The 24,624-nt window shown below is 68.7% G+C and carries 24 protein-coding genes; 12 read left to right on the forward strand and 12 right to left on the reverse strand.

Translation table 11 applies throughout. From position 1 onward, the window contains the following. Window positions 1-21: 21 nt before the first annotated feature. The gene (locus ABZ345_RS13235) at window positions 22-1,062 is read right to left on the reverse strand and encodes a ketoacyl-ACP synthase III family protein (protein ID WP_359846750.1); all 1,041 of its coding nucleotides are present in this window, start codon (window positions 1,060-1,062) and stop codon (window positions 22-24) included. Between the two features lie 24 nt (window positions 1,063-1,086). Then, window positions 1,087-1,311 (reverse strand): acyl carrier protein, encoded by a 225-nt coding sequence (locus tag ABZ345_RS13240; protein ID WP_359846753.1) that lies wholly within the window; start codon window positions 1,309-1,311, stop codon window positions 1,087-1,089. Between the two features lie 223 nt (window positions 1,312-1,534). On the opposite strand from ABZ345_RS13240, the gene ABZ345_RS13245 reads away from it, so the two are divergent. Beyond that, entirely contained in the window at window positions 1,535-1,948 is a 414-nt protein-coding gene (locus ABZ345_RS13245) for a hypothetical protein (RefSeq protein ID WP_359846756.1), read from the forward strand. A 61-nt stretch (window positions 1,949-2,009) separates the two neighbouring features. On the opposite strand, the gene ABZ345_RS13250 is transcribed toward ABZ345_RS13245, so the two are convergent. Continuing rightward, a complete protein-coding gene (locus ABZ345_RS13250; RefSeq protein WP_359846759.1) occupies window positions 2,010-2,846 on the reverse strand; it encodes an NAD(P)H-binding protein in 837 nt (278 codons plus the stop codon). Between the two features lie 144 nt (window positions 2,847-2,990). Between ABZ345_RS13250 and ABZ345_RS13255 the strand changes: the two genes are divergently transcribed. After that, window positions 2,991-4,199, forward strand: a complete 1,209-nt coding sequence (locus ABZ345_RS13255; RefSeq protein WP_359846762.1) for a cytochrome P450 — start codon at window positions 2,991-2,993, stop codon at window positions 4,197-4,199. Between the two features lie 55 nt (window positions 4,200-4,254). On the opposite strand, the gene ABZ345_RS13260 is transcribed toward ABZ345_RS13255, so the two are convergent. Together ABZ345_RS13260 and ABZ345_RS13265 are read right to left on the reverse strand one after the other, a co-directional pair. After that, window positions 4,255-5,661, reverse strand: a complete 1,407-nt coding sequence (locus tag ABZ345_RS13260; protein WP_359846765.1) for an MFS transporter — start codon at window positions 5,659-5,661, stop codon at window positions 4,255-4,257. Then, on the reverse strand, window positions 5,658-6,782 hold the full coding sequence (locus tag ABZ345_RS13265; RefSeq protein WP_359846768.1) for an epoxide hydrolase family protein: 1,125 nt from the start codon (window positions 6,780-6,782) through the stop codon (window positions 5,658-5,660). Before ABZ345_RS13265 ends, ABZ345_RS13260 begins: the two co-directional genes overlap by 4 nt. A gap of 129 nt (window positions 6,783-6,911) precedes the next feature. On the opposite strand from ABZ345_RS13265, the gene ABZ345_RS13270 reads away from it, so the two are divergent. Together ABZ345_RS13270 and ABZ345_RS13275 are read left to right on the forward strand one after the other, a co-directional pair. Then, window positions 6,912-8,126 carry a cytochrome P450 gene (locus ABZ345_RS13270; RefSeq protein WP_359846771.1) on the forward strand — a complete coding sequence of 405 codons (1,215 nt, stop codon included), beginning with the start codon at window positions 6,912-6,914 and terminating at the stop codon, window positions 8,124-8,126. Window positions 8,127-8,138: 12 nt separating this feature from the next. Continuing rightward, window positions 8,139-9,143 (forward strand): NADP-dependent oxidoreductase, encoded by a 1,005-nt coding sequence (locus tag ABZ345_RS13275; protein WP_359846774.1) that lies wholly within the window; start codon window positions 8,139-8,141, stop codon window positions 9,141-9,143. On the opposite strand, the gene ABZ345_RS13280 is transcribed toward ABZ345_RS13275, so the two are convergent. Next, window positions 9,130-9,456 (reverse strand): hypothetical protein, encoded by a 327-nt coding sequence (locus ABZ345_RS13280; RefSeq protein ID WP_359846777.1) that lies wholly within the window; start codon window positions 9,454-9,456, stop codon window positions 9,130-9,132. The genes ABZ345_RS13275 and ABZ345_RS13280 overlap by 14 nt on opposite strands. A 98-nt stretch (window positions 9,457-9,554) precedes the next feature. Between ABZ345_RS13280 and ABZ345_RS13285 the strand changes: the two genes are divergently transcribed. After that, on the forward strand, window positions 9,555-10,313 hold the full coding sequence (locus tag ABZ345_RS13285; protein WP_359846780.1) for an SDR family oxidoreductase: 759 nt from the start codon (window positions 9,555-9,557) through the stop codon (window positions 10,311-10,313). Between the two features lie 28 nt (window positions 10,314-10,341). Next, entirely contained in the window at window positions 10,342-11,562 is a 1,221-nt protein-coding gene (locus tag ABZ345_RS13290) for a cytochrome P450 (RefSeq protein ID WP_359846782.1), read from the forward strand. A 62-nt stretch (window positions 11,563-11,624) separates the two neighbouring features. Here the strand turns inward: ABZ345_RS13290 and ABZ345_RS13295 are convergent, their stop codons facing one another. Then, window positions 11,625-13,043: an alpha/beta hydrolase gene (locus tag ABZ345_RS13295; RefSeq protein WP_359846784.1), complete on the reverse strand. Its 1,419-nt coding sequence runs from the start codon at window positions 13,041-13,043 to the stop codon at window positions 11,625-11,627. 312 nt (window positions 13,044-13,355) lie between these two features. Here ABZ345_RS13295 and ABZ345_RS13300 point away from each other — a divergent pair, with 312 nt between their 5' ends. Genes ABZ345_RS13300 through ABZ345_RS13310 form a run of 3 tightly spaced genes read left to right on the forward strand, consistent with a single transcriptional unit; the run spans window position 13,356 to window position 15,692 of the window. Then, window positions 13,356-13,679 carry a 2Fe-2S iron-sulfur cluster-binding protein gene (locus ABZ345_RS13300; protein WP_359846786.1) on the forward strand — a complete coding sequence of 108 codons (324 nt, stop codon included), beginning with the start codon at window positions 13,356-13,358 and terminating at the stop codon, window positions 13,677-13,679. A 14-nt stretch (window positions 13,680-13,693) separates the two neighbouring features. Next, on the forward strand, window positions 13,694-14,473 hold the full coding sequence (locus ABZ345_RS13305; RefSeq protein ID WP_359846788.1) for an SDR family NAD(P)-dependent oxidoreductase: 780 nt from the start codon (window positions 13,694-13,696) through the stop codon (window positions 14,471-14,473). 1 nt (window position 14,474) lies between these two features. Further along, window positions 14,475-15,692: an FAD-dependent oxidoreductase gene (locus ABZ345_RS13310; protein WP_359846791.1), complete on the forward strand. Its 1,218-nt coding sequence runs from the start codon at window positions 14,475-14,477 to the stop codon at window positions 15,690-15,692. A gap of 36 nt (window positions 15,693-15,728) precedes the next feature. Here ABZ345_RS13310 and ABZ345_RS13315 read toward each other — a convergent pair whose 3' ends face one another. After that, on the reverse strand, window positions 15,729-16,334 hold the full coding sequence (locus ABZ345_RS13315) for a response regulator transcription factor (RefSeq protein ID WP_359846794.1): 606 nt from the start codon (window positions 16,332-16,334) through the stop codon (window positions 15,729-15,731). A 108-nt stretch (window positions 16,335-16,442) separates the two neighbouring features. Here ABZ345_RS13315 and ABZ345_RS13320 point away from each other — a divergent pair, with 108 nt between their 5' ends. Together ABZ345_RS13320 and ABZ345_RS13325 are read left to right on the forward strand one after the other, a co-directional pair. After that, window positions 16,443-17,030, forward strand: coding sequence for an NAD(P)H-dependent oxidoreductase (locus ABZ345_RS13320; protein WP_359846797.1), 588 nt, complete (start codon window positions 16,443-16,445; stop codon window positions 17,028-17,030). 5 nt (window positions 17,031-17,035) lie between these two features. Next, entirely contained in the window at window positions 17,036-18,043 is a 1,008-nt protein-coding gene (locus tag ABZ345_RS13325) for a ketoacyl-ACP synthase III family protein (protein WP_359846800.1), read from the forward strand. 20 nt (window positions 18,044-18,063) lie between these two features. Here the strand turns inward: ABZ345_RS13325 and ABZ345_RS13330 are convergent, their stop codons facing one another. The 4 genes from ABZ345_RS13330 to ABZ345_RS13345 form a co-directional block, all read right to left on the reverse strand. Further along, window positions 18,064-20,316, reverse strand: a complete 2,253-nt coding sequence (locus tag ABZ345_RS13330; protein WP_359846803.1) for a histidine kinase — start codon at window positions 20,314-20,316, stop codon at window positions 18,064-18,066. A gap of 99 nt (window positions 20,317-20,415) precedes the next feature. Then, window positions 20,416-21,057, reverse strand: a complete 642-nt coding sequence (locus ABZ345_RS13335; RefSeq protein WP_359846806.1) for a hypothetical protein — start codon at window positions 21,055-21,057, stop codon at window positions 20,416-20,418. Between the two features lie 26 nt (window positions 21,058-21,083). Further along, complete coding sequence (locus tag ABZ345_RS13340) at window positions 21,084-23,345, reverse strand: TOMM precursor leader peptide-binding protein (RefSeq protein ID WP_359846809.1); 2,262 nt, start codon at window positions 23,343-23,345, stop codon at window positions 21,084-21,086. Between the two features lie 13 nt (window positions 23,346-23,358). Then, window positions 23,359-23,547, reverse strand: a complete 189-nt coding sequence (locus ABZ345_RS13345; protein WP_359846812.1) for a hypothetical protein — start codon at window positions 23,545-23,547, stop codon at window positions 23,359-23,361. A gap of 211 nt (window positions 23,548-23,758) precedes the next feature. On the opposite strand from ABZ345_RS13345, the gene ABZ345_RS13350 reads away from it, so the two are divergent. Continuing rightward, window positions 23,759-24,568, forward strand: a complete 810-nt coding sequence (locus tag ABZ345_RS13350; RefSeq protein WP_359846815.1) for an AfsR/SARP family transcriptional regulator — start codon at window positions 23,759-23,761, stop codon at window positions 24,566-24,568. Window positions 24,569-24,624 lie beyond the last annotated feature (56 nt).

A 24,624-nucleotide genomic window follows, 5' to 3' on the forward strand; every position in this document is an offset into this window, starting at 1 on the left:
CCCTTTCTCCACCGCTCTGCGTCAGACCCAGGAAGGACGTTCGAGGATCTCGATCACGGCAGCGGTCCACACGTAACCGGCACCGGAAGACTGCACGACGACGAGGTCGCCCGGCTTCGGGTCACGCGCGGCCAGCAGGTGGTCGAGCCCGATGGCGATGTCCGCGGTGCCGACCATGCTGTACTGCTTGGCCCAGTCGTAGGTGGTCGACGCGCGGTCGACCCCGAGCAGACCGCAGATGCCGTGCTGGACAATGGTCTCCGCGAGCTGCTGGTGCAGGAAGAACCGGGCGTCCTCGAGCTCGATCTCCGCCTCGTACAGCGCCATCTTGAGCGAGTGCCGCACCCCTCCGGCGATCCGCGCGATCATGTCGTCGAGGTCGACGTCGGCGTTCTTCAGGAAGTCCTCGACGCCGCTGTTGAGCTGCAGCGTCTGGCCGTTCAGGAACGGTCCCGTCGTCCATTCCGCGTAGCCGCGCGACATCTGCTCCAAAGTGGAGTCGGCGTGCGAGTGGATGGATCGGATGCGGGCGAAACCGGACCGGTTCGACAGCACCACGGCACCGGCGCCGTCGCCGTTGACGTTCTGCTCCTCGGAGTTCCACCGGTCGAAGTACGGCAGGTGGAACGCATCGCCCGCGGTCACGAGCGCGGCGGGCAGGTCCCGGTGCGAGCTGAGGTAGGAGGCCGCCAGGTCCACCGCGGCCATGAACCCGTTGCAGCCCTGTTTGACCTCGAAGGCGGGCCCCGTGCCGCCGACTGTGTTGGCCTGCACGTAACTCGCCGGCGTCCACAGGTCGAGTCCCTGGTGCGACAGGGAGGCGTGCACGGTCAGCCCGAAGTCCAACGGGCTCAGTCCCGAGCGTTCCACCGCTTCGAGACCGGCGTGCGCCGCCATGACGGGACCGGTCTCGCCGGGCGCGGCGACCCGCAGCTCCCGGTAGCCGTTCATGGCTTTCTTCTCCTCGGTGTACCGGCCGGCCGCGATGGCCTCGTCCACCGTCTCGACCTGCTCTGGCAGGTATGTGCCGACACCGGCTATGTACAACTCGTCCCAGCGCATTGGAATGCCCCCTTGGGCCCTGACTTAGGCTGCCTGATCCAGATGTGTGGCGACGGCCTGTGCCGTCGGGTTTTCGTAGAAGCTGCGCAGGGAGATCCGGACGCCGTACCGCTCATGGACCTGCTTGACCAGCTTGGACGCCAGGAGCGAGTGGCCGCCCAGGTCGAAGAAGTCGTCCTGCGGCTCGATCCCCGCGACCCCGAGCACCTCGGCGAACAGATCGCAAAGTTCCATCACTTTCTCGGTCACGGCGTCCTCCCCGGAGCACTTCTGGTTCCCCCACCGTTCCGTGAACGGGTCGAAACGGACTTGTGCCCCAACGGAAGCCATAACACACTCATGTTTCGAGCCGTGCTGCAGCCGTTCTGGAGGACGGTGGTCCAAGGTTCCCGCGTCCGTCGCACGCAACCGGGAATCTGGAGCCGCACTGATGCAGACGTTCACTCCGAAACGGTCTACCGCCTTCGCACGCATGGGAGTCATCACGGCCGTGGTCCTGCTTGCCTTGTCCGGCTTGAGCACCGCGGCCAACGCCACAGGTTGCACGCCGGTGGGCTCGTGGACGGGATACGTGACCCGCACGGATGGCGACCACCCGACGAAGCTGGCGTTCAAGGCCAACGGCAGCGTCTTCGTCACCAACGAGCAGAACACCACGACCAAGGGTTCGTGGTGGGTCACCGGGAACAACACGTTCCACTACAAGTTCCGCGGCGAGAAGGTCTACGACGAGAACGGCGCCTACTTCGCCTACGTCGACTTCGACCAGGACGCCGTCCAAAGTGGACCGAACGGCTTCACCAGCTCCGGCCCGTCCACGTTCTTCCTCGCGGACGGCACGAACCTGGGCACCTCGACCATCACGTTCACGATGACCCGCGTCTGAGGCTCACGGCCGGAGCCGGGACGGGTCCGCCGCCCTCGCCCCGGCTCCGGCCCGTGCCCGGTCACGCCAGGAACGCGGCGTGCTCCTCCGCCCACTCGCGGAACGTGCGGGCGGGCTTGCCGGTGACGCGCTCGGCGGTGGCGCTGGTGTCCGCGACGACACCGACCGCGGCCTCCCACTGCGCGAGCAGCGAGGCCAGGACGGGCGGCGGCACGAAGTTGCTCATCTGCGCCTCGCCCTGCTCGCGGGTCAGCTCGTTGACGACGAGCTCGCGGCCGAGCACTTCGCCGATGATCTCCAGTTCCCGCCGGAACGTCAGCGACTCCGGGCCGGTCAGCAGGACGGTCTGGTCATCGAGCGACTTCTCCGTCAGCGCGACGACCGCCACGTCAGCGATGTCGTCCTCGTGCACCGGGGCGACCTGAGCCTCGGGGAACACCTGGTCGATGGTGTCGCCGGCCTGCAGCGAGTAGCTCCAGCCGAACGCGTTGCTCATGAAAGCACCGGGGCGCAGGATCGTGTAGGCGAGGCCGGACGCGACGACCGCGTCCTCGACGACCTTGTGGTGGTGCGCCAGCGGGTCGTTCTCGGCGCCGGGGCCCTCCACGGTGCTGGAGGACAGCAGGACGACTTTCTCCACGCCCGCCTTCTCGGCCTCGTCGAGGAACTTCACGATGCCGTCCGGCTCCGCGTACAACAGCACCTTGGAGGCACCGGCGAGGGCCGCGACGAAGGTGTCCGGGTCGTTGAGGTCCAGTGCGACGGTTTCCACGCCGTCGGGAACGTCGAGCTCTGCGGGGTTTCGGCCGGACGCGCGGAGGCTGTGACCCGCCGCGTAGAGCCGCTGGAGCACGCGACGGCCGACGTTGCCGCGCGCCCCGGTGACGAGGATGGTCATGGTGGATCTCCCGGATTGGGTGTTTTCGCCTGGATGGCCGATCACGCTCAGCGTCTACGCGGTCACTCGAACGGCACTAGATCGGGCTTCAGGCCAGCGCTCCTAGCCTGCGGAAACGTCCCCAACTCACGTCAGGAGCGCACGGTGGTTTCCTTTCCTGTTCCCGGATCCAGCTACCGCGGTCCGGCGCCGGAGTTCGCCCGGTTCCGCGCGTCCCGGCCGGTCGTGCGTCTGCCGGCGGCCGGTGGCGGGCACTGCTGGGTCGCCACGACGCACGAGTCGGTCCGGGCGGTGCTCGACGACGTGCGGTTCTCCCGCGCGGCGTCCTACGAACCGACGGCGCCGACGTTCCCCGGACTGTTCCAGGCACCGCCCGGGATGATCATCTCACTCGACCCGCCCGCGCACACGCGGCTGCGGGACCTCGTCTCGCAAGCGTTTTCGGCCGACCTGATCGAGGCCATGCGACCGAGAATCCGCCAGCTCGTGAGTGACCTGCTGGATCGTGTGGGCGAAGAAGCCCTGGAAGGACCGGTGGATCTGCTCGGGAAGTTCACGTTCCCGCTGGCGATCATCGCGATCAGCGACCTGCTGGGGGTTCCGGCCGCGGAACGTGACACGTTCGCGCGGCTGATCCGGGAGTTCGCGGCGGTGGACGCGCCGGAGATCGCGGCCGCGGCGGGGGAGAAGCTCGGCGAGTACATGGCCGCGCTGGTGTTCGGCAAGATGAACGAGCCCGGCGACGACGTGCTGTCCGCGCTCACCCAGGTGCGGATCGGCGACGACAGGCTGGAGGTCGGTGAGCTCATCGGCCTCGGCTACACGTTGCTGGGCGCCGGTGGTGACTCCACGGCGTGTCACCTGGCCAGTTCGGTCCTCACGTTGCTGGGACACCACAGGGACGTCTGGGTCAGGCTCGGCGAGCACCCGGAGGAAGTGCCGGCGGCGGTGGAGGAACTGCTGCGCTGGATCACCTTGTCCACCAACGACACGACCGGACTGCCGCGGATCGCGGTGGAGGACGTGACGCTGTTCGGCGTCACGATTCCCCAGGGCGACGCGGTGTTCGTGTCGACCGGCTCGGCGAACCGCGACTCCGAGGTGTTCGGCGAGCCCGACACGCTGGACTTCGGGCGGGCGGACAACGAGCACATCGCGTTCGGATACGGAATTCACCGCTGTCTCGGCGCGCCGCTCGCCCGCATCGAACTGACCGAGGCGTTCGAGGAGCTGACCCGGCGCTTCCCTGCCGCCCGTCTCGCGGTGGCGGAGGAAGAACTGGAGTGGCAGAAGGCCGACATGAACCACCGGCTGGTCGCGCTGCCCGTCGACCTGCACGGCAAGGGTTTCTGAACGGAGAAGGCCCCCAGAACGCTCTGGGGGCCTTTCGCTCTGGGGGCCTTTCGCTCTACTTCTTGCGCGGCACGGCGAACGCGGCCATGGCACCGCAGAAGGTGAAGACACCGGCGGCGAACAACGCCAGCCCGTAGCCGGAACCGAGCGCGTGCTGCAGCGGTTGCCCTTGGGCCAGCAGGGAATCCGCACGAGCCGACGACATCGTGGCGAGCGTGACCAGCCCGATCGCGCTGCCCATCTGGCGGATCGTGTTGAGCAGACCGGACGCCAGACCTGCCTGCTCCCGCGGCACACCCGAGGTCGCGGCGTTGGTCGTGGCGTTCAGCACCGCGCCCATTCCCAGGCCCAGCAACGTGGTCGGGACCAGGATCGCGCCCAGGAACGTCGAGTTCTCGTTCGCCGACGACACCCACAACAGTCCGACGGTCGCGGTGATCAGCCCCGCGACCAGCACCGGACGCGGGCCGATCCTGGGCACGATCCGCGCCACCCCGAAGCCACCGACAGCGATGCCGATCGACAACGGCAGGTAGCCGAGGCCGGTCTGGAGCGGGCTGAAGTCCAGGACCTGCTGCTGCACCAACGTGAGGAAGTAGAAAGTGCTGAACAGGGCCGCGACCGCGAAGAATGCCACGATGTTCGCGGCGGTCACCGCGCGGTTGCGGAAGATGCCGAGCGGCATCAGCGGGTGGTCGGACTTCGTCTGCTGGCGCAGGAACAACGCGAACAGGATCACCGAGAGCACCAGCGAACCGCTGACCTGCCACGAACCCCAGCCCAGCTCGTGCGACTGCGCGATGCCGAACACCAGTGCCATCAGGCCGATCGTCACGGTGATCGCGCCCGGCACGTCGAGGCCCTTGCGGCCGCCGTTGCTCGCGGTCTCCGGCACGCCACCGCGGATCATGGCGATCAGCGCGATGCCGAGCGGCACGTTGATCAGCAGCACCCAGCGCCAGCCGAGCGACTCGGTGACGATGCCGCCGAGCAGCACCCCGACCGCGCCCGCCGACCCGGACACCGCGCTCCACCAGCCGAAAGCCTTCGCGCGGGCCGTCGGATCGGTGAACGTCGTGCCGAGGACGGTCAGCGACGCCGGTGCCATCACGGCCGCGCCCAGACCCTGGAACCCGCGGGCCGCGATCAACGTGCCGGGCGAGGTCGCCATACCGCCGACCGCGCTCGCGACCGTGAACAGGGTGGCGCCGAAGAAGAACACCCGGCGCTGCCCGAAGAGGTCGGCGAGCCGCCCGCCCAGCAGCAGGAACCCGCACACCGCGATCGTGTACGCGCTGTTCACCCACTGCAGGTCGTGCCGCTCGAACTTCAGTTCCTCGAAGATGGACGGAAGAGCGACGTTCATGACCGACGCGTCCAGCACGTTCATGAACTGCGCCAGGCAGCACACGGCCAGCACCAGGCCGAGCTTGGTGCCCGGCTTGCTGATCGTGGCCGTCATGAGCGCACCAGGCGGAAGAACGTCCGCAGCTCCTCGACCAGCACGGCCGGGTTCTCCAGTGCGGGGAAGTGGCCGCCGGCCGGCATCTCCTTCCAGTAGCGAAGATCGGTGAACCGGTGTTCTGCCCACGCCTTGGGCATCCGCGCGTCGGCGGGGAACACCGAGAAGCCGGTCGGCACGTCGACCTGGGTCAGCGGCGACTTGTTGTAGCTCTCCCAGTACAACCGGCCCGACGACGCGGCGGTGGCGGTGAACCAGCAGACGGACACCATGTCCAGGATCCGGTCACGCGGGATGATCTTCTCGGCGTCACCGTCGTGGTCGCTCCACGACCAGTACTTCTCGCCGGCCCAGCCGAGCTGGCCCGCGGGGGAGTCGGTCAGGCCGTACGCCAGCGACTGCGGTTTCGTGTTCATCACCGCCGCGTACGCGGACTCCTTGGCAGCGAACTCCTTCAGCGCGCCGAGACCCTTGTAGTCCTCTTGGGACAGTTGCACCTCGGTCTGCGGAGCGGACGCGAACGGCATGACGAGGTGGATGGCCTCGACGTTCTCCGGCGCGATGTGGCCGAGGATGCCGGTGATGAACGAGCCCCAGTCGTTGCCGTGCGCGAAGAACCTCTCGTAGCCGAGCCGGTCCATCAGCGTCACGAACGCCGCCGCGATGCGCTCCAGCGTCCAGCCGGTTCCGGTCGGCTTGTCGCTGAACCCGTAACCGGGCAGGGAGGGCGCGACGACGTGGAACGCGTCGGCGGGGTCGGCGGGATTCGTCAACGGTTCGATGACGTCCAGGAACTCCGCGACCGAACCGGGCCAGCCGTGGGTGAGCAGCAGCGGACGTGCCTGCGGGTGCGGTGAACGGGCGTGCAGGAAGTGGATTCCGACACCGTCGATCGACGTCTTGAACTGCGGGACGGCGTTGAGGCGCGCTTCGGTGGCACGCCAGTCGTAGACGTTCGCCCAGTACTCGGCCAGTTCCTTGGCGTAGTGCAGGGGCATGCCCTGTGACCAGTCGTCGACCGTCTCCGCGTCCGGCCACCTTGTCGCCGCCAGTCGCCGTTGGAGGTCCGCCAGTTCGGAGTCGGGAACCTCGACCCGGAACGGCACGAGTGCAGTGTCCATGGCGCGAAGGTAGGTACGGCGCCTAGATTCCGGGTTGACGCTGTGTCTGATGTTCGGGGTTTCGAGCGGCGTTCGAGGCGGGCGGAGCAGGGTTCGGGCGAGAGCCGATCCCGCACCCGGAGGTGTCCCGTGCTGCCCCTTGAACTGGACGAGGAGTTCCCGTTCACCGGCTCCTCCTACCGCGGCCCGGATCCCAAGTACGACCGGCTGCGCGCGGAATGCCCGGTGGCGAAGGTGCGGACCAGCTCCGGCACGCCGGCCTGGGTGATCACCAAGTACGAGGACGTCCGCGCCGGGCTCGCCGATCCACGCCTGAGCCGCGCTCTGACGTGCGTCGAGGGCGCGCCCGCGGTGGGTGGCGCGATGGCCACCACGCCCGAGATGATCATCTCGCTGGACGGGTCGGAGCACTCCCGGCTGCGCAAGCTGGTGATGGGCGCGTTCACCGTCCGCAAGGTCGAGGCGATGCGCGCGGGCGTGCAGCAGGTGTGCGACGAACTGCTCGACGCGATCATGGTGAAGGGCGGGCCGGTCGACCTCGTCGAGGCGCTCTGCGTTCCGCTGCCGTTGACGATCATCGGCGACCTGCTGGGCGTGCCCACCCAGGACCTGAAGATCTTCGAGACCGACGCGCGGGCGTTCGCCACGTTCGACGAGAACGACCCCGAGGCGCCGATGCGGGCGTTCGGGCGGCTCGCCGGGTACGTCATGGGACTGATCGCGCAGAAGCGGGAGAACCCCGGCCAGGACATGCTGTCCGACCTGATCTCCGCGCGCGACAACGACGACAAGCTGAGCGAGCAGGAGCTGGTGACCTTCGCGTTCACCCTCATCGGCGCCGGCTTCGACACCGCCGCGAACCAGATCTCCAACTCGGTGCTGGCGTTGCTCGCCGACCACCCGGACACGTGGAAGAGGCTGGTCGCGGACTCGTCGCTGATCCCGGCGGCGGTCGAGGAACTGCTGCGGCACGTCAACCTCTTCGCCACCGACACCACCGGGTTCCACCGCATCGCGTCGGAGGACCTGGAGCTCGGCGGCCAGAAGATCGCGAAGGGTGACGTGGTTTTCTTCGTGCTCTCCTCGGCTAACCGCGACTCGGACGTGTTCGAGGACCCGGACCAGCTCGACATCGACCGCGCCAGCAACCCGCACATCGCCTTCGGGCACGGCGTGCACTACTGCCTCGGCAAACAGCTGGGGCGCATGGAGATGGCCATTGCCATCGAGGGCCTGACCCGCCGCTTCCCGGACCTGCGGCTCGCGGTGCCGTACGAGGACTTGAAGTGGCACCAGGGCGAGATCAACCACTCACTGGTCACCTTCCCCGTCACCTGGGGCTAGAGAAGGAGAGTCATGCCAGACAAGCAGTGGGAGGTCAGGCTCGCCCAGCACGTCGAGGACGACCTGACCCTCGAGCACTTCGACGTCGTCGAGGTGGCCGTCCCCGAGCCCGGTGACGGCGAGGTGCTGGTGCGCGTCGACTACGTGTCGGTGGCCGCGGCCTTCAAGGAGTTCATGAGGTCGGACTGCCAGATCCCCGGTGTGCCGCCGTGGAAGGTCGGCGACCCCGCGGGTGGCGGCGGTGTGGGTACCGTCGTGAAGTCGAACAGCCCGGACCTCGCGGTCGGCGACACCGTGCAGGCGTTCGGCGGCTGGCAGGAGTACTGGGTCGGGCCGGCGCAGCAGTTCATCAAGCAGAACCCGCAGTACGTGCCCAGCCCGGTCTACTTCCTGTCGCAGGGACCGACGGCGTACTACGGCATGGCGACCATCGCGCAGGCCGGTGAGGGTGACGTCGTGTTCGTCACCGGTGCCGCCGGTGGTGTCGGGTCGCTGGCCGGGCAGATCGCGAAGGCACGTGGTGCCAGGGTGATCGGGTCGGCCGGCAGCAAGGCCAAGGTCGACTGGCTGGTGAACGAGCTCGGGTTCGACGCGGCTTTCGACTACAACGACGGTCCCGTCGTCGACCGGTTGCGGGAGCTGGCACCGGACGGCATCACGGTGTTCTTCGACAACGTGGGCGGCGAGCAGTTCGAGGCCGCGATCCAGGCCGCACGCCCGCACGCGCGCTTCGCGTTGTGCGGCGCACTGGCCAACCAGGTCGACGGCAAGGCCGAGCACCCGCGGCTGGACCTGATGACGGCCATCACCAAGCACCTGGAGATCCGCCCGTTCGCCTGCTACCACACGCCGGAGCAGATCCAGGACTGGGTGGTCCACTTCGGACAGTGGCTGCAGGAGGGGAAGTTCGTGTTCCCCCACACCATCGTCGAGGGCGGGGTCAAGGCCGCGCCGCAGGCGTTGCTGTCGCTGCTGGCGGGCAAGTACACCGGCAACGTGACGGTCAAGTTCTCCTGATCGCGGTGATCCTGATGTGCGCCTCGCGGACGGTGCTCCCGTCCGCGAGGCGCACTGTCGTGATGCCGCTGCTGACGAACCCGTCGCCTTGCAGCACGGCGTCCTGGGCGATCTCGATCGAGCCCTCCGCGTGCTCTTCGAGGATCCGGTAGGAGAACGTGCCGGCGCCGGTCGCCGTCCAGGTGCCGGATCCCTTGCCTCCCAGCACGAGCGTTGCCGTGCCGTCCTGCGCGAACTCGAACTCGCTCACGGTCTCGCCGCCCGGTCTGCCGACCCGTGCCCGCCAGCTACCCACGACTCCCATGCCTCCCATGCCTCCCATGGTTTCCGTCCGACCTAGACCTGGACTCAAGGGCCACCGAGCAGGGTTGGCGGTGACTGTCCTACCGAGTGAAAGAAGCTGGAGGCGTCATGTCGGACGCACCATTTGCCGGACAGCAGGTCGTCGTGACGGGTGGGGGAACCGGCATCGGCCGCGCGGCGGCGCTGGCGTTCGCCGACCTCGGCGCCGCGAACGTGATCATCACCGGCCGCCGGGAGAACCGGCTCGCCGAGGTCGTCGCCCTGCACCCCGCGATCAGCGCGGTGGTCGCGGACGTGACGACGGCCGAGGGCACCGCGAAGGTCGCCGGCGCGGTGAAGGAGGGCACGGGCCGGGTCGACGTGCTCGTGCACAACGCCGGGATCTTCCGCTTCACCCCCGTCGCCGGCTTCGACCTCGGCACCGCCCGTGACGTGCTGGAGACCAACCTGGTCGGCCCGCTGGTGCTGACCGCCGCGTTGCTGCCGCTGCTGACCTCGCCCGGCGCCAGCATCGTGTTCGTCTCCAGCAACGCGGGCCACATCGCCGTACCGGGCGGTGGCGTGTACGGCGCCAGCAAGGCCGCCGTGGACAGCCTGGTCCGCAGCTGGGCGCTGGAGCTCGCGCCGCAGGGCATCCGCGTCAACGCCGTCGCGCCCGCCGCCGTGCGCACGGAGGTCTACGCGGCCAACGGTTTGAGCCCCGAGGAGATCGAGGGCTACTTCGGTTTCCAGGCCTCGCAGACGCCACTGGGGCGCACCGGTGAGGTCGACGACGTCGTGCCGTGGATCACCCGTTTCGCCGAGCCGGCGAGCTCGTGGGTGACCGGTCAGATCATCACGCTCGATGGCGGCGCTGACCTGGCGTGAGCCAACCCGAACCAGGAGGAATCGACCGATGACCAGCAGCGCCACCGAGACCGGTGCGGAGACGTTCCCGTACAAGCGCCAGTGCCCCTTCACCCCGCCGGCGCAGTACGAGGAGATGCGCGAGGAAGACGTCGTCGAGGTCACGCTGACCGGTTCCGGGCTGAGGATCTGGACGATCAGCGGCTACAACACGATCAAGAAGATCCTGACGGACCCGCGGATCAGCGCCTCGCGCAAGCACGACAACTTCCCGTTCTACTTCGTCGCGCCGCCGGAGTACCGCACCGAGACGTCGTTCATCGGCTACGACAACCCGGAGCACACCAAGACCCGGCGCAAGGCGGCCGTCACGTTCACCAACCGCCAGGTGAAGCGCCTTCGCCCGCGCGTCCAGGAGATCGTCGACCAGTACATCGACAAGATCCTGACGATGACGCCGCCGATCGACTTCCACCGCGAGTTCTCGCTGGCCGTCCCGATGACCGTGATCTGCGAGCTGCTCGGCATCCCGCAGGACGAGCACGACTTCTTCATCCACCACGGCACGTGCCTGCTCGGCGGTCACTCGACGACCGAGCAGCGCCAGGCGGCCATCGTCGAGGTGAACGCCTACGTCGACAACCTGATCACGTTGAAGGAGAAGGAACCCGGCGACGACCTGCTCAGCCGCGCGATGGCCGAGTACGCCGCGTCCGGCGAGGAGTACACGCGCCGCGACCTGTTCAACATGATCCGCCTGCTGATGAACGGCGGCCACGAGACCACCGCGTCGATGCTGTCGCTGGGCACCGCCGCCCTGCTGGAGAACCCCGACCAGCTCAAGCTGCTGCTGGACGACCCCGCGGGCATGATCGAGCCGGCCGTCGAGGAGCTCGTCCGCATCGCCACCATCGGTGACACGGCGGTTCCGCGCGTCGCGTTGGAGGACATCGAGATCGGCGGCAAGACCATCAAGGCCGGCGACGGCATCCTGTGCCTGGTGCTGAACGGCAACCGCGACCCGGAGGTCTTCCCGGAGCCGGAGAAGCTGATCCTGGAACGCGGCACCCGCAAGCACCTCGGGTTCGGCCACGGCCTGCACCACTGCATCGGCGCCGACCTCGCGCGCCTGGAGATGGAACTGGTGTGGTCGACGCTGTTCCAGCGGATCCCGTCGCTGCGGCTCGCGAAGCCGTTCCTGGAGATGCCGCGCAAGGAGGGCGCCGTGATCTACGGCCTCTGGGAGATGCCGGTCACCTGGGACGTCTGAGCCGTACGAGAAAGGGTCGTACGAGAAAGGGCCCCGCGGTTCGCCGCGGGGCCCTTTCGGTTTCAGTCCTGGGGAATGTCCGGGCGGTGGACGTGTCCTGGGACGGTGACCCGCGCTTCGGCGGGCAGTTCGCCGTCGACGAGGTAGCGGTCGACCAGGTCGTCGAGAACCTCGTTGCCCGCCAAGGCGTACACCTCGTGGTCGCCGGAGTCCTCGATGACGACCAGCGGGTGGCCCAGCAGCTCGGCCAGCACCACGCCGCCCTCGTAGCGGTCCATCGGGTCGCCGTCCGCCTGCACCACGAGCCCCTTGGGGTAGCCGGGCTGGGCGAGTTTCGTCGGCGGCTCAAGGCTTTCGAACGTCCGGAACGCGCCGACCCAAGGCTGAGCCCTGAGAACTCCGTAGCCGTACGGGTGCTGGGCGCGGTGCTTGCGGACGTCGTCGTAGTAGACCTCCAGGTCCTGCGGCCAGTAGGTCTCCAGCGTGATGGCCTCCAGCACGCCGACCCGCAGGTCGCCCTCCTGGTCCTGCGGCCGCCACGTGCCCTGGCCGACGATCAGCGTGCGCGCCTTGTCGACGTTGCCGTCCTGCAGGGCGGTGCGGAGGTCGCCGATGAGGTAGCCCAGCGAGTCCCACTGCGCGCGGTCCGTGGCCCTCGTGCCGACCGCGCCGTCCAGCAGCGTGCGCAGGTGGATCTGGTCTTTTTCTTCCAGCTTCTCGACGACGGCCTCGATCTCGGCGATGACCTCGTCGGTGTTCTGACCGAGGTGGAAGTGGCCGTCGCGGTCCGCGGTCCAGCCGGCCCACAGCAGGACGTTGCGGTAGACCGCCTCCGCCTGCGTGACGAACTGCTCGCGCCACGTCCACTGTGGATTGATGCACGAGTCGAGCACGGTGCGGTCGAGGTGCTCCGGGAACATCGTGCCGTACACCGCGCCGACGTACGTCCCGTAGGCGTACCCGACGAACGAGATCTTCTCCTCGCCGAGCACGACCCGGATCAGGTCCATGTCGCGTGCCGTGTTGCGGGTCGTGATGTGGGGGCGCAGCTCGCCGCCGGCCTTCTCACAGCCGAGCTCGCGCAGCCGCATGTCCTCGGCCAGCTGCTCGAACAGCGAGTCCGGCGGCCGGGAGTCGAACGGCGCCTTGGGAATCGTCACCTCGCTGTAGAGCTTGGTGGACTCGCCGTACCCGCGCGGGTCGAACCCGATGAGGTCGTAGGCGGTCCTGACGCGGGCGCCGAAGTGCTTGATCAGCGCGAGCCCGTCACCACCGTCCCCGCCGGGACCGCCGTTGACGGCCAGCAGAACACCCCGCCGCCTGCTCGGATCGGTGGCCTTGAGACGGGCCAGGGCGATGGTCAGCTTGGGTCCGTCCGGGTCGGAATAGTCGCGCGGCACGACGACGGTCGCGCGTTCAAGGCCGTCCTCGAACGGCGGTGACCAGTTCACCTGCTGGTCGTAGAACTCCTTGAGGGGCACGGTGGAACCTCCGCGTGTGGGTGTACGCCGACACCGCAGCGTCGCAAGAACGCCTCGAATGCCACCGGAGCAACGGGCCACCACCCCGCCCACCCGCCACGGGCCACTTCTGGGTGATGGGGACGCCTGGGCGAGGGCAGCCGTCGGTTGTGGTTGTGCCTGCCGTGGGCGCGTTCCAGGGCACGTGGACCATCACTCGAAGCGGCCGGAGCACCGGGTCCTGAGCGCTCAAGGTGGTCTCCACCACGTGCAAAGCGGTGCAAAGCAAGGTGAACAGCGTCCGGCGAGCCGCAGATCCGTGGGAGAACTGCCATGCCAAAGATCACTTACGTTTCGCACGACGGCATCGAGACCGTTGTCGACGTTGCCCAGAACGACTCCGTGATGCGCGGCGCGGTTCTCAACGGCATCAAGGGAATTGTCGCCCAGTGCGGTGGTGGGGCCTCCTGCGGCACGTGCCACGTGTACGTGGACCCGGAGAACACCAAGCCGTTGTCGCAGATGCACCAGGTCGAGGACGAGCTCCTGTACTTCACGGCCTGCGAGCGCAAGGAGAACAGCCGGCTGAGCTGCCAGCTGCCCGTGACCGAGGAGCAGGACGGGCTCGTCGTGCACATGCCCGAGAAGCAACTCTGAGGGAGAGAAGACGCATGAGCAAGCGACGGGTCGCCCTGGTCACGGGCGCCACCAGTGGAATCGGGCTCGAGGTCGCGCGCAGCCTTGGCCGGGAGGGGCACGCGGTCTTCGTCGTGGCCCGCAACGCCGAGAACGTCCAGACCACGGTGAAGCAGCTCAAAGAAGAAGGCATCGAGGCCGACGGCGCGGCCACCGACGTCACGTCCACAGAGGACATCCGCAACGCGGTCCAGAAGGCCGTACAGGCATTCGGCCCCATCGAGATCCTCGTGAACAACGCGGGACGGGGTGGCGGCGGCATCACCGCCGAGCTGGACGAGGACCTCTGGCTGGACGTCATCGACACCAACCTCAACGGCGTTTTCCGCTTCACCAAAGAGGTTCTCAGCACGGGCCAGATGGTGAAGCAGACCTGGGGCCGGATCATCAACATCGCGAGCACAGGCGGCAAGCAGGGTGTCGTGTTCGCCGCGCCCTACTCGGCGTCCAAGCACGGCGTCGTCGGCTTCACCAAGGCCGTCGGCATCGAGCTCGCGAAGTCCGGCATCACCGTCAACGCGGTGTGCCCCGGCTACGTCGAGACCCCCATGGCCGGCCGGGTGAGGCAGGGCTACGCGAACCACTGGGGTGTCACCGAGGACGAGGTCCTCGAGAAGTTCAACGCCAAGATCCCGCTGGGTCGGTACAGCACGCCGGAAGAGGTCGCCGGTCTCGTGACGTACCTGACCACGGACACCGCGTCCTCGATCACCGCGCAGGCGCTCAACGTCTGCGGCGGGCTGGGCAACTACTGACATGCGCGGCGAGTCGGTAGTCGTCGTCGGGGCCGGGCAGGCGGGTTGCCAAGTCGCGGTGTCCCTGCGGGAACAGGGACACCGCGGCCCCATCACGATCGTCGGTGACGAGCAGGTGGCGCCGTACCAGCGGCCGCCGCTCACGAAGGCCTACCTGGCGGGGGAGACCGACCTCGCCGGGCTCGCCTTGAGACAGGATTCCTACTACGACGACCACGGCATCAAGCTGATCAAGAACGAACGGGTGATCGGGGTCGACCGGCACGCACGGGTCGCCGTGCTGGGGTGCGCGAGAACGGTGGGCTACGACCACCTCGTGTTCGCGACGGGAGCGCGGCCACGTCCGTTGCCCATCCCCGGCGCCGAGCACGTGCTGAACCTGCGCACGGTCGCGGACGCGGACGCCATCAGGCAGAAGCTCGACGGCCAGATCGGCCTCGACGTCGTCGTCATCGGCGGCGGGTTCATCGGACTCGAATTCGCCGCCGTGGTCAGGAAACTGCGCCACGAGGTGACGGTCGTCGAAACCCAGCCGCAGGTGATGCAGCGTGCCTTGTCCAAGGAAACGGCGAAGCACCTGACCAACCGCCACCGCTCCGAAGGCGTGCAGATCCTCACCGGAACGGGTGTCGGCGCGGTCAGGGAGGGCTTCGTCGAACTGACGGACGGCAGCGTGCTCGTCGCGGACCTCGTGGTCGCGGGCATCGGCGTCATCCCGAACACCGAGGTCGCGCAGCGAGCGGGCCTCGCGGTCGACAACGGCATCATCGTCGACGCCCACCTGCGCACCGTCGACCCCCGCATCCACGCGGTCGGCGACTGCGCGCGGTTCGCCAGCACGCTCACCGGCGGCCTCACCCGCCTGGAGTCCGTGCAGAACGCCACGGACCAGGCCACGACCGTCGCGAGCGCCATCCTCGGCAGCGCGGAGCCCTACACCGCCCTGCCGTGGTTCTGGAGCGACCAGTACGACGTGAAACTGCAGATCGCGGGCCTCACCGATGGCCACGACCGCACGGTCACCGTCGGCGACCCGGCCGAGGGCAGGTTCTCGGTGTTCTGCTTCCGCGACGACCGGCTGATCGGCATCGAGGCCTACAACCGCCCGATCGACTTCCTCATGGGCCGCCGGGTCCTGGAGGCGGGCAGCCGGCTCACCCCGGAGATCGTCGCCCGGCCGGGCTTCGACCTGCGCACGAGCCAGCAGCAGGCGGCCTAGATGCGCACGCCGTCCGCGGAGCCGGATCCCGCCTGGCTAGAGCCAGCCGGCTTCCTCGGCGATGCGGATGGCGTCCACCCGGTTGCGCCCGTTGAGCTTGGTCATGATCGTGGTCATGTAGTTGCGGACCGTCCCGACCGAAAGGGACAGCGCGACAGCGATGTCAGGCGCGTCGGCGCCGTTCGCCGCCAGCCGCAGCACCTCCAGCTCGCGGTCGGTCAGCGGGCACTCGCCGCGGTCCCAGGCGGCCAGTGCGAGCTGGCTGTCCACGACGCGTTCGCCACCGGCGACCCGGCGGATCGCGTCGGCCAGCTCCGACGGCGGCGCGTCCTTGAGCAGAAAACCGTCCACGCGGGCCGCCAACGCCCGGCGCAACGTCCCCGGACGGCCGAGCGACGTCAGCATCAACGTCCTGACCTGCGGCATCGTCTCGCGGATCGTCGACGCGGCGGTCAGCCCGTCGAGGATCGGCAGGTCGATGTCGATCACGCAGACGTCGGGTTTGTGCTGACGCGCGGCCGGGACGATCTTGTCGCCCGAGCTCACCTCGACCACGACCTCGATGTCCGGTTCGAGGTTGAGCAGCGCGATGAGAGCACCGCGCACCATGTGCATGTCCTCCGCGAGCAGAACCCTGATCATCGCGCCCCTCCGCGCGCCACCTTATCTCCCAACGTTCATGTCGCGCTCCACGCCACATCGAGGCGGCACCACAAGGGTGAAGTGAGCTGCTTCGCGAAGGGATGCGCCATGGATCGCAGCGTCAACGTGACGGTCGTGTACTACTCCTCGACGGGAACGATTCACCGCCTGGCGACCGAGATCGCCGAGACGGCCGAGAAACGCGGCGCCGACGTGCGGCTGGTGCGGGCGGCGGAACTGGCGCCCCAGGCGGCTGTGCAGTCGCGTCCGGCGTGGGCGGCGCATCTGAAGGACACCGAGGACGTGCCGATCGCGGCGGTCGACGACGTGCTGTGGGCCGACGCGGTCGTCTTCGGCACGCCGACCCGGTTCGGCAACGTGTCCGCGCAGCTCAAGCAGTTCATCGACACGCTGGGGCCCGCGTGGTTCAGCGGCCTGCTGGCCGACAAGGTGTACAGCGCTTTCACCAGCGGCGGCAGCATTCACGGCGGCATGGAAACAACGCTCGTGTCGATCTACAACATGGTCTGCCACTTCGGCGGGATCATCGTGCCGCCGGGAGGAGATCTCAATCCCTACGGCACCTCCCACGTCCTGGGCGCGGACAACCGGCCCGTCTGCGACATCGCGTTGCAGGCGGCCCAAGTGCAGGCGGAACGCGTGGTGCGCGTCGCACGCGCGCTGAAGGAGGTCTGACCGCAGTGCGAGTGAAGGATGTTTTCGTCAGTGGCAACGGAGTGCGCCTGCCAGAGACGCTGACCGTCGCGGACGCGATCGCCTCGGGGGAGTGCGAGCCGAAGCTCGTCGCGCGCACGGACGTCGAGTCGGTCGCCGTGTCACCGCACGAGTCGGCGGCCGAGATGGCGGTCGCCGCGGCGCGGATCGCGTTGCAGCGCGCGAGGTCCGGGCCGGAGGACGTCGACCTGATCCTGCACGCCACCACCTACCACCAGGGCCAGGACCTGTGGCCGGTCGGCTCGTACATCCAACGAGAGACCGTCCGGAACAACTGTCTGGCACTGGAGATCCGGCAGATGTCCAACGGCGGCATGGCCGCGCTGGACCTCGCGGTGGCGTACCTGGGTTCCAGGCCGGGCAAAGACGCTCTCCTGACCACCTCGGACCGCTTCTGCCTGCCGGGCATCGACCGGTGGCGCACCGACCCCGGAACCCCTTACGGCGACGGCGCGTCGGCGATCGTGCTGACCCAGCGCGGCGGGTACGCGAGGCTGCTTTCGTTGGCTATCAATGCGGACTCGGACTTGGAACCGCTCCACCGCGGCGACGTGCCGTTCGGACTGGCGCCGTTCTCGCACCGCATCCCGGTGGACTTCGAGGAGGCCAAGCACACGTTCAGCCGCGAGTTCGGGCTCTCCTACGGCATCAACAAGGCCAACGCGGGCCAGATGCGGTGCGTGGAGGAAGCGCTCGCGGACGCCGACATGAAGATCGGTGACGCCGACTGGGTGATCCTGCCGCACTTCGGCCGGCGGCGCCTGGACGTGAACTACCTGCGCCCGTACGACATCGCGCCCGAACGCACCACGTGGGAGTGGAGCCGCACGGTCGGCCACCTCGGCGCCGGCGACCAGTTCGCGAGCCTCGACCACCTCGTCGAGAGCGGCAAGGCCGAGTCGGGCCAGCGGATCGTGATGTTCGGCGTCGGTGCCGGCTACAGCTGGGGCTGCGCGGTCCTCGAAATGGTGTGAGCGACCAGATCCCGTTGAACTCAGTTCAACGGGATCTCCGCGCGCAACCGGAACGTGCGCTCGGGAGTGAGACCGGCGTGCAGGTCTCCGCCCAAAGCACGGACGCGAGTCGTGAGGTTGCCGATTCCGCTGCCGTCGCGGGACCTCTGCTCGGCCACCGCGATCCCGTCGTTGATGATGTCCATCGTCACCAGGTGCCGCGAGCTGTTCAGCACGATCTCGCAGTGCTCGGCCTTGCTGTGCCGCAACAGGTTCGTCACGCCCTCGCGCAGCACCGTCGCGAGCGTCACCGTCACGTCCTTGGGCAGCTGGTCGCACGCGTCGATGCGGACGGTCACCTCGATGTCGGCCGCGGACAGCAACGCCTGCGCCGACTGGGTCTCCTCGTCGAACGACAGCTCGCGGTAGCTCAACGCCACAGACCGCACGTCCACCAGCGCCTGCCGGGAGATCTCGAGCACCTCGGTGAGCTCCTGCCGCGCCCGCGCCGGGTCGATGGTCGCCAGTCGGTGCGTAAGTTCACTCTTCAGTGTGATGGCGGAGAGGCTGTAGCCGAGCAGGTCGTGCAGGTCGCGCGCGAACCGCAGCCGTTCCGTCGTGACCGCGGCCGTCGCCAGTTCCTCGCGCGCCTCGTGCAGCTCGTTCACCATCTGCCGCAGCCTGGTCAGCGCGTACACGACCAGGCCGTGGTTCGTGGTGGCGAGGAAGCCCCACGCGATCCCGACGATCGTGCCGTCGAGCACGACCTGCAGGTACACCTGGCCTGCGACCACGGCCACGAAGACCGCCCAGCCGTAGCGCGGCGGCAGCACCAGGATCGCGCACCCCGCGAGGAAGCCGGGCAACCCGAGGTACGCGTTCTGGAAAACGAGCTCCGGCACGTAGACGCACACCGCGAGCAGCCCGAGCGCCACGGCGGTGCGGGCCGACCAGCCCGGCGGATGCGCCCTGGCGAAGCAGCTGAGCACGAGCGCGACCGACCCGGCGACACCGAGAACCGTGGCCACGATCCCGGCCGGCCACAGGGTCGAGGTGTAGTACAGCGCGAGCGAGATCGACCCGAGGCCGTAGCAGACCACCACGGTGGTGAGCAGCGTGTGGGCGAACCGGGTGGCCATCGGCGGGCGGGCCGGACGGCTGCTCGTCTCCTGCTCCTGCGACGACGGTTCGGCGGGCACCTCGGCGCGCAGCCGGTACGTGCCGCCGGGGGCCGCCTCGGAGACCAGTGAACCGCCGATCGCGGTGGCGCGGGTGGCGAGGTTCGCCGTGCCGCTGCCGTGTCCGGCCGGCGCCTCCGGCGGCACGCCGTCGTTGACGATCTCCAGCGCCACCCGGTCCTGGCCGGTGATGGTGATCGAGCACCGCGTGGCGTCGCTGTGCCGCAGCAGGTTCGTCACGCCCTCGCGCAACACGGTCGCGAGCACCGTGCGGGAACGGGGTGACAGCTCGGCGTGGTCGGCCTCGATCGTCACGGTGACACCCGCCGCGGCGAGCACCCCCTGCGCCGAGGCGATCTCGTCGGTCAGCGACAGCTCGCGGTAGCTCGACGCGACCGCACGAACGTCCGTCAGGGCCTCGCGGGCGATGCCGAGGATCTCGCCGAGCTCCCGCGCCGCCCGTTCGGCGTGCACCCCGATGAGCTTGCGGGTCAGCTCGACCTTCAACGTGATCGCGGACAGGCTCAGCCCGAGCAGGTCGTGCAGGTCGCGGGCGAACCGCAGCCGTTCCTGCGCGACCGCGAGCTCGGCCAGCTCCGACCGGACCCGTTCCAGCTCGGCGACCAGCGACGGCAGCCGGGACAGCCCGTAGACGACCAGGCCGGCGATGAACGTGAGCAGCACGAGGTAGCCGAACGCGGCCAGGTCGGGGTAGGTCGCCCACTGGATCGCGCCGTTGCTGAACACGACGGCGCCGAAAGCCACCCAGCGCACCCGTTTCGGCAGCACGAGCAACGCGCTGCCGGCGAGGAAGCCCGGCATGCCGAGCCAGGCGTTCTCGAAGAAGAACGCCGGAACGTAGACGAGCACGGCGAGCGCTGCCAGCGCCAGGTATCCGCGCGGGGAGTGGTTGTCCGCGCCCGGCCGGCTGAACACCCGCAGCTGCAGGAACCCGATCGTGAACAGCAGCGCGAGCGACACCGTGATCCGTCCCGGTGTCGCCCCGCCCTGAAGCACGTAGGTGAAGCCGTTCGCGAGAAAGTTCGCGAAGACGATGCTGACAACGACGTACGCCAAACGACGGGACACCGACGAGTGCGCTTGTCGTTGTGTCACAGCAGCTCCCACACGAGGTTCGGGACGCGGCCATGATAATGGCGCTTCCTGGGAAATCTCGCGTTTCGAGATCCGCGATCGGAGCAACATGACGACGGCTCAACACCTCACGACGACGAGCCCGGCACCGGCCAGGTAGGAGACCACGTCGGCGACCAGGGTCTTCTCCAGCTGCAACGCCTCCGCCACCACGGCGATCGAGGTCTCCGCGTCCAGCAACGACTTCGCGATCTCCGTGGCCGGTGCGCTGTGCAGGATCGCCTGGTAGGCGAGGCCGGGACAGGCGAGCGCCTGGTCGCCGTTGAGCCGCTCGATCTCGGTGCCTTTCCGCATCCGGACAGGTTCGTCGTCCTCGATGTGCGGCAACGTGAACACGGCGTCCTTGGTCACCGCGACCACCGAGAGGATCGGCCCGGCGCCGTCGTTGAGGCCCAGCGACGGCACGACGCAGCCGCCGAGCTGGTCGAGCGTGTTCTTGAGCTTGCGCCAGATCAGGCACGGGCCGCTGCCGGTCTTCCACCGCACGAAGTTCTCGTGCAGCGCGGAGATGTTCTCGAGCGCGACCGGGCCGAGGCTCATGCGGTGCAACGCCTCGCGGACGAGAGGGCTGGTGTCCGCGATCTCGATCGCGCCCCATCTGCCGTGCACGACGAGGTGCTCGGTGCCCTCGTCCACGAAAGCGTCCTCCAGCAACGACCACAGCGGGCGGCCGGTCGGGACGTGCACCTGTGTGCGCACCACGGCGCCTCCGCTCAGGCTGTCGGGACTCACATGAACAACGGAAACGGGTTGAGCTCGTCGTAGCGGCGTGGCCGGTCCAGCCGACCCAGTTGTACGGGCACGTCGTAGAGCCGCCCTTGAGCGAATCTGGACCAGAAATGCCTGAGCCCCGGCACCACCACCCGCACGACGGGCAGCCCGATGTCGGGTCTGGTCTGGTCGAGCACCAGCAGCTCCATTCCCCGCGCCCGCAGAGTGTCCTTGATGGCGCGGATGTCGTCCACCAGGTCCCGGCGGTGCGTGTAGCCGTGGTGGAACGGGTCGCGGGCCGGCACGTCCGGATCGGGCGCGAGCCACGGCTCGCCGGCCAGCTTCGCGGTCTCGCACCAGTGCCGCATGTCGGTGTCGAGCTCGGCCAGGTCGACCGGCTCGCACACCGCGGGCATGCACTGGTTCAGCTCGGCGAGCGCGCGGCGGGCGGCCACGCGCGGGTCGAGGTGGGCGCCGCAGCCGAACATGATGTCCTCGCGCGGGCCGTCCGTGCGGCGCGACACCGCCACCATGGCCGGTACGCCCAGGTCGGAGGTGACGTCGAGCAGCCACACCTCGCGGCCGAGGCTCGCGTGGACCTGCCGCAGCTCGTCGATCCACGGGTCGTGGAACGCGTCGAGGTCCATGCCCGGCATGGGCGTGCGGTTGTACCACCAGAGCGCGACCGCGTCGCGTTCCACGAGCTCCAGAAGGCCCTGCAGCACTGCGTCCTCGATGCTGCTGCCCGCGGCGCAGCCGTTGGAGTTGGACGTGATGCTCGGCGGACAGGGGGCGCCGAAGTAGAGCATGCCGGTGGGCAGGAGCTTGTGGCGTCGTTCGGTGAGCGACCAGAGCGGTGTCCAGTCCATCACCTCGTCCTCGTCGAACGGGGCGGGGACGTACTGGAACGACGAGTGGCTCGCGTTCCAGGCCTCGCGGTCGTCGAACTGGCGGGGGTGGAAGTGCTGCACGTCGTCGGGGTGGATCGCGAGGTTGCCCAGCGAGGTGTAGCTGCCGCTGACCCGTGCCTCGTCGCCCGCGAACGCGCCGCTGCGGCGTTCCACGGCCTCGCACAACGCGCCGACCTGGGCGTCGAGTGGAGTGACGCCCTTGCCGCCGGTGTCCGCGCGCAACGCCGACCGCAGCCCTTCGAGGCCCTCGCCCGCGGCCGCGACGTTCGAGCCGGACACGAACGAGTTGAAGAAGGCGGGTCCGGTGGGGTTGCGGCGGATGTCCTTGATGATCCCGGTGACCGGGCCGACGAGATGCCGGTAGTGGTCGAGCACTTCCTGCGGCGGCGACGACCGGTGGCCGCCGCCGTCGCAGGAGCGCTTCACGCGACTGAAGAGTTCGACCGGCTCGAACGCCCTGCGCGCGACGATCGCGGGGTCTCCGCAGCCGTGGCATTGCGGGCGGGCCCGCACCTCGTGCTGGGTGACCTTCATGGTCAGGCTGTCGTAGCACCAGATGGACCGCTGCGCGTCGTGCCGCAGCCCGGCGAGCCACTTGGTGGCCTCGACCGCCGCGATCTCCAGCGCGGTCGCGGTGAGCGACGGGAGACCGATGGCGGGGCGGGGCGCGGGTCCCCGTTGACCGCACCTCGCCCGGACGTGCGCCTCGGCCTTGCGGTTCTCCGACAGGCGGATCGCGAGGCAACGCCAGCACGCGCCGGCGCCAGGGGTGATGAACGGACCGACGTTGACCTGTGCGCCGACGGGCTTGACCAGCATCCAGGGCGTGCCGTCCGCGCGGTGGCCCGCGTCGATGTCGCGGAGTTCGGGAGCCAGGTAGTCCGCGCACACCACGACGGTCAGGTCGCCACACCCCGAGGTGACCGTGAGTCCGTTGCGGTGCAAGGCTTCCGCGACCGCGCCGCGGTCGATGTCGCCGATCGCGACCACGGAGACGAGCGACGTCGTCGTCGCCGCCACCGCGTCCGCCGGGTCGAGGCCGGCCGCGTCCCAGTACGCGAGCGCCGCCTCGGTCGTGGCCGAACCGTCCTCCTCGCCGCGCCGCCCGATCAGGCCCGCCGCGGCGAGCCTGGAGAGCATGCGCCCGACCTTGTCGGCCGACAGGTCCGCGGGCACGTCCCGCAGCAGTGTCGCCAGGTCACGGGTGCCGTCGAGCAACGGCGCCAGTGCCTCGACGTGCGTGCCCTCGATGGCGGTGACCCCCGACTCGCCGAAGAGGTAGACGGCCTCGCCGTGCACGACCTGGGCCTGGAGGTGGCGCCGGAACCCGATGCGTTGTTCGCCGGGTTCGGCCACTTCGCTTCTCATGCTGTTCCGCTTCTCACGCGGCAGCGAGCACGTTGTCGTACGTCGAGTACCAGCCGCCGGGGGAGGTGCCGACGCAGGGCCGCGTCGTGATCGTGACGCCGCAGCGGGGCTCACGGTCGAACTCGTAGATCTTCATGTCGTCGGAGTCGTCAGTGGCGGTGGTGACGGAAGCCAGGTGCTCCACGGTGACGGTGGGGTACATGTGCGTCTCCGATGTTTGCGTGTCATTTGGTGTGGGTAATTCTGCGGACCAGCGGTAATGGGTCGGTAGTTACCGCCTAATGCGCCCCGGTATGAAGTTTTCATACCCGTCACGGGCAGAACTCACCTGACATCGGTGGCCTGTGCACTAACGCGTCCCCGTTGGGCCGAGCAGACTAATGACCGTGCTCGGAACCGAAGGAGGGGTCGCGATGCAGATCAAGGTCCTGGGGCCCGTCGAGGCCAAGGTGAACGGTCGCTCGGTGACACCCACGGCGGCCAAGCCGCGGCAGATTCTCGCGCTGCTGGCGCTGCACTCGGGATCCGTCGTGTCCGTGCCGACGCTGATCGAGGAGCTGTGGGGAGACCGCCCGCCGCGCAGCGCCCGCACCACGTTGCAGACCTACATCCTGCAGCTGCGCAAGCTGATCGGGGACGCGCTGTCGCGGTCCGGGGAGAGCGGCGCGAAGGAGGTGCTGGTCACCCGCTACGGCGGCTACCTGCTCGACGTGCCGCCGGAGTCCGTCGACGTGCACGAGTTCGAGCGCCTTTCGCGGGCAGGCCAGCAGGCGTACGACGTCGAGGACTACAAGTCGGCTTCCCGGTTGCTGCGGCAGGCCCTGGAGATGTGGCGTGGCCCGGCCGTCGTGGACGTGCGGCCCGGCATGCCGCTCGGCATCGAGGTCGTGCGCCTGGAGGAGCAAAGGCTCGGCGTGCTCGAGACCCGCATCGACGCGGAGCTGCGGATGGGCAAGCACAAGGCGTTGCTCAGCGAGCTGTCCGTGCTGACGGTGCAGAACCCGATGAACGAGAACCTGTGCGCGCAGTACATGATCTCGCTGTTCCGCGCGGGACGGCAGTGGCAGGCGCTCGACGCGTTCAAGGGCCTGCGCAACACCCTGATCGAGGAGCTCGGCGTCGAACCGTCGTCGCGCCTGCAGACGTTGCAGCACGCGATCCTGACGTCCGACCCGCGGCTGGACAGCGCGGAAACCCGGCAGCTGCAACGGCTTCTCGCTTAGAGTTCGGCTCCAGCGACCCCCTCCACACTGTGGCGGGGGTCGTTTTCCTTTGCATG

The sequence above is a fragment of the Lentzea sp. NPDC005914 genome (assembly GCF_040629405.1).
Classification (GTDB): domain Bacteria; phylum Actinomycetota; class Actinomycetes; order Mycobacteriales; family Pseudonocardiaceae; genus Lentzea.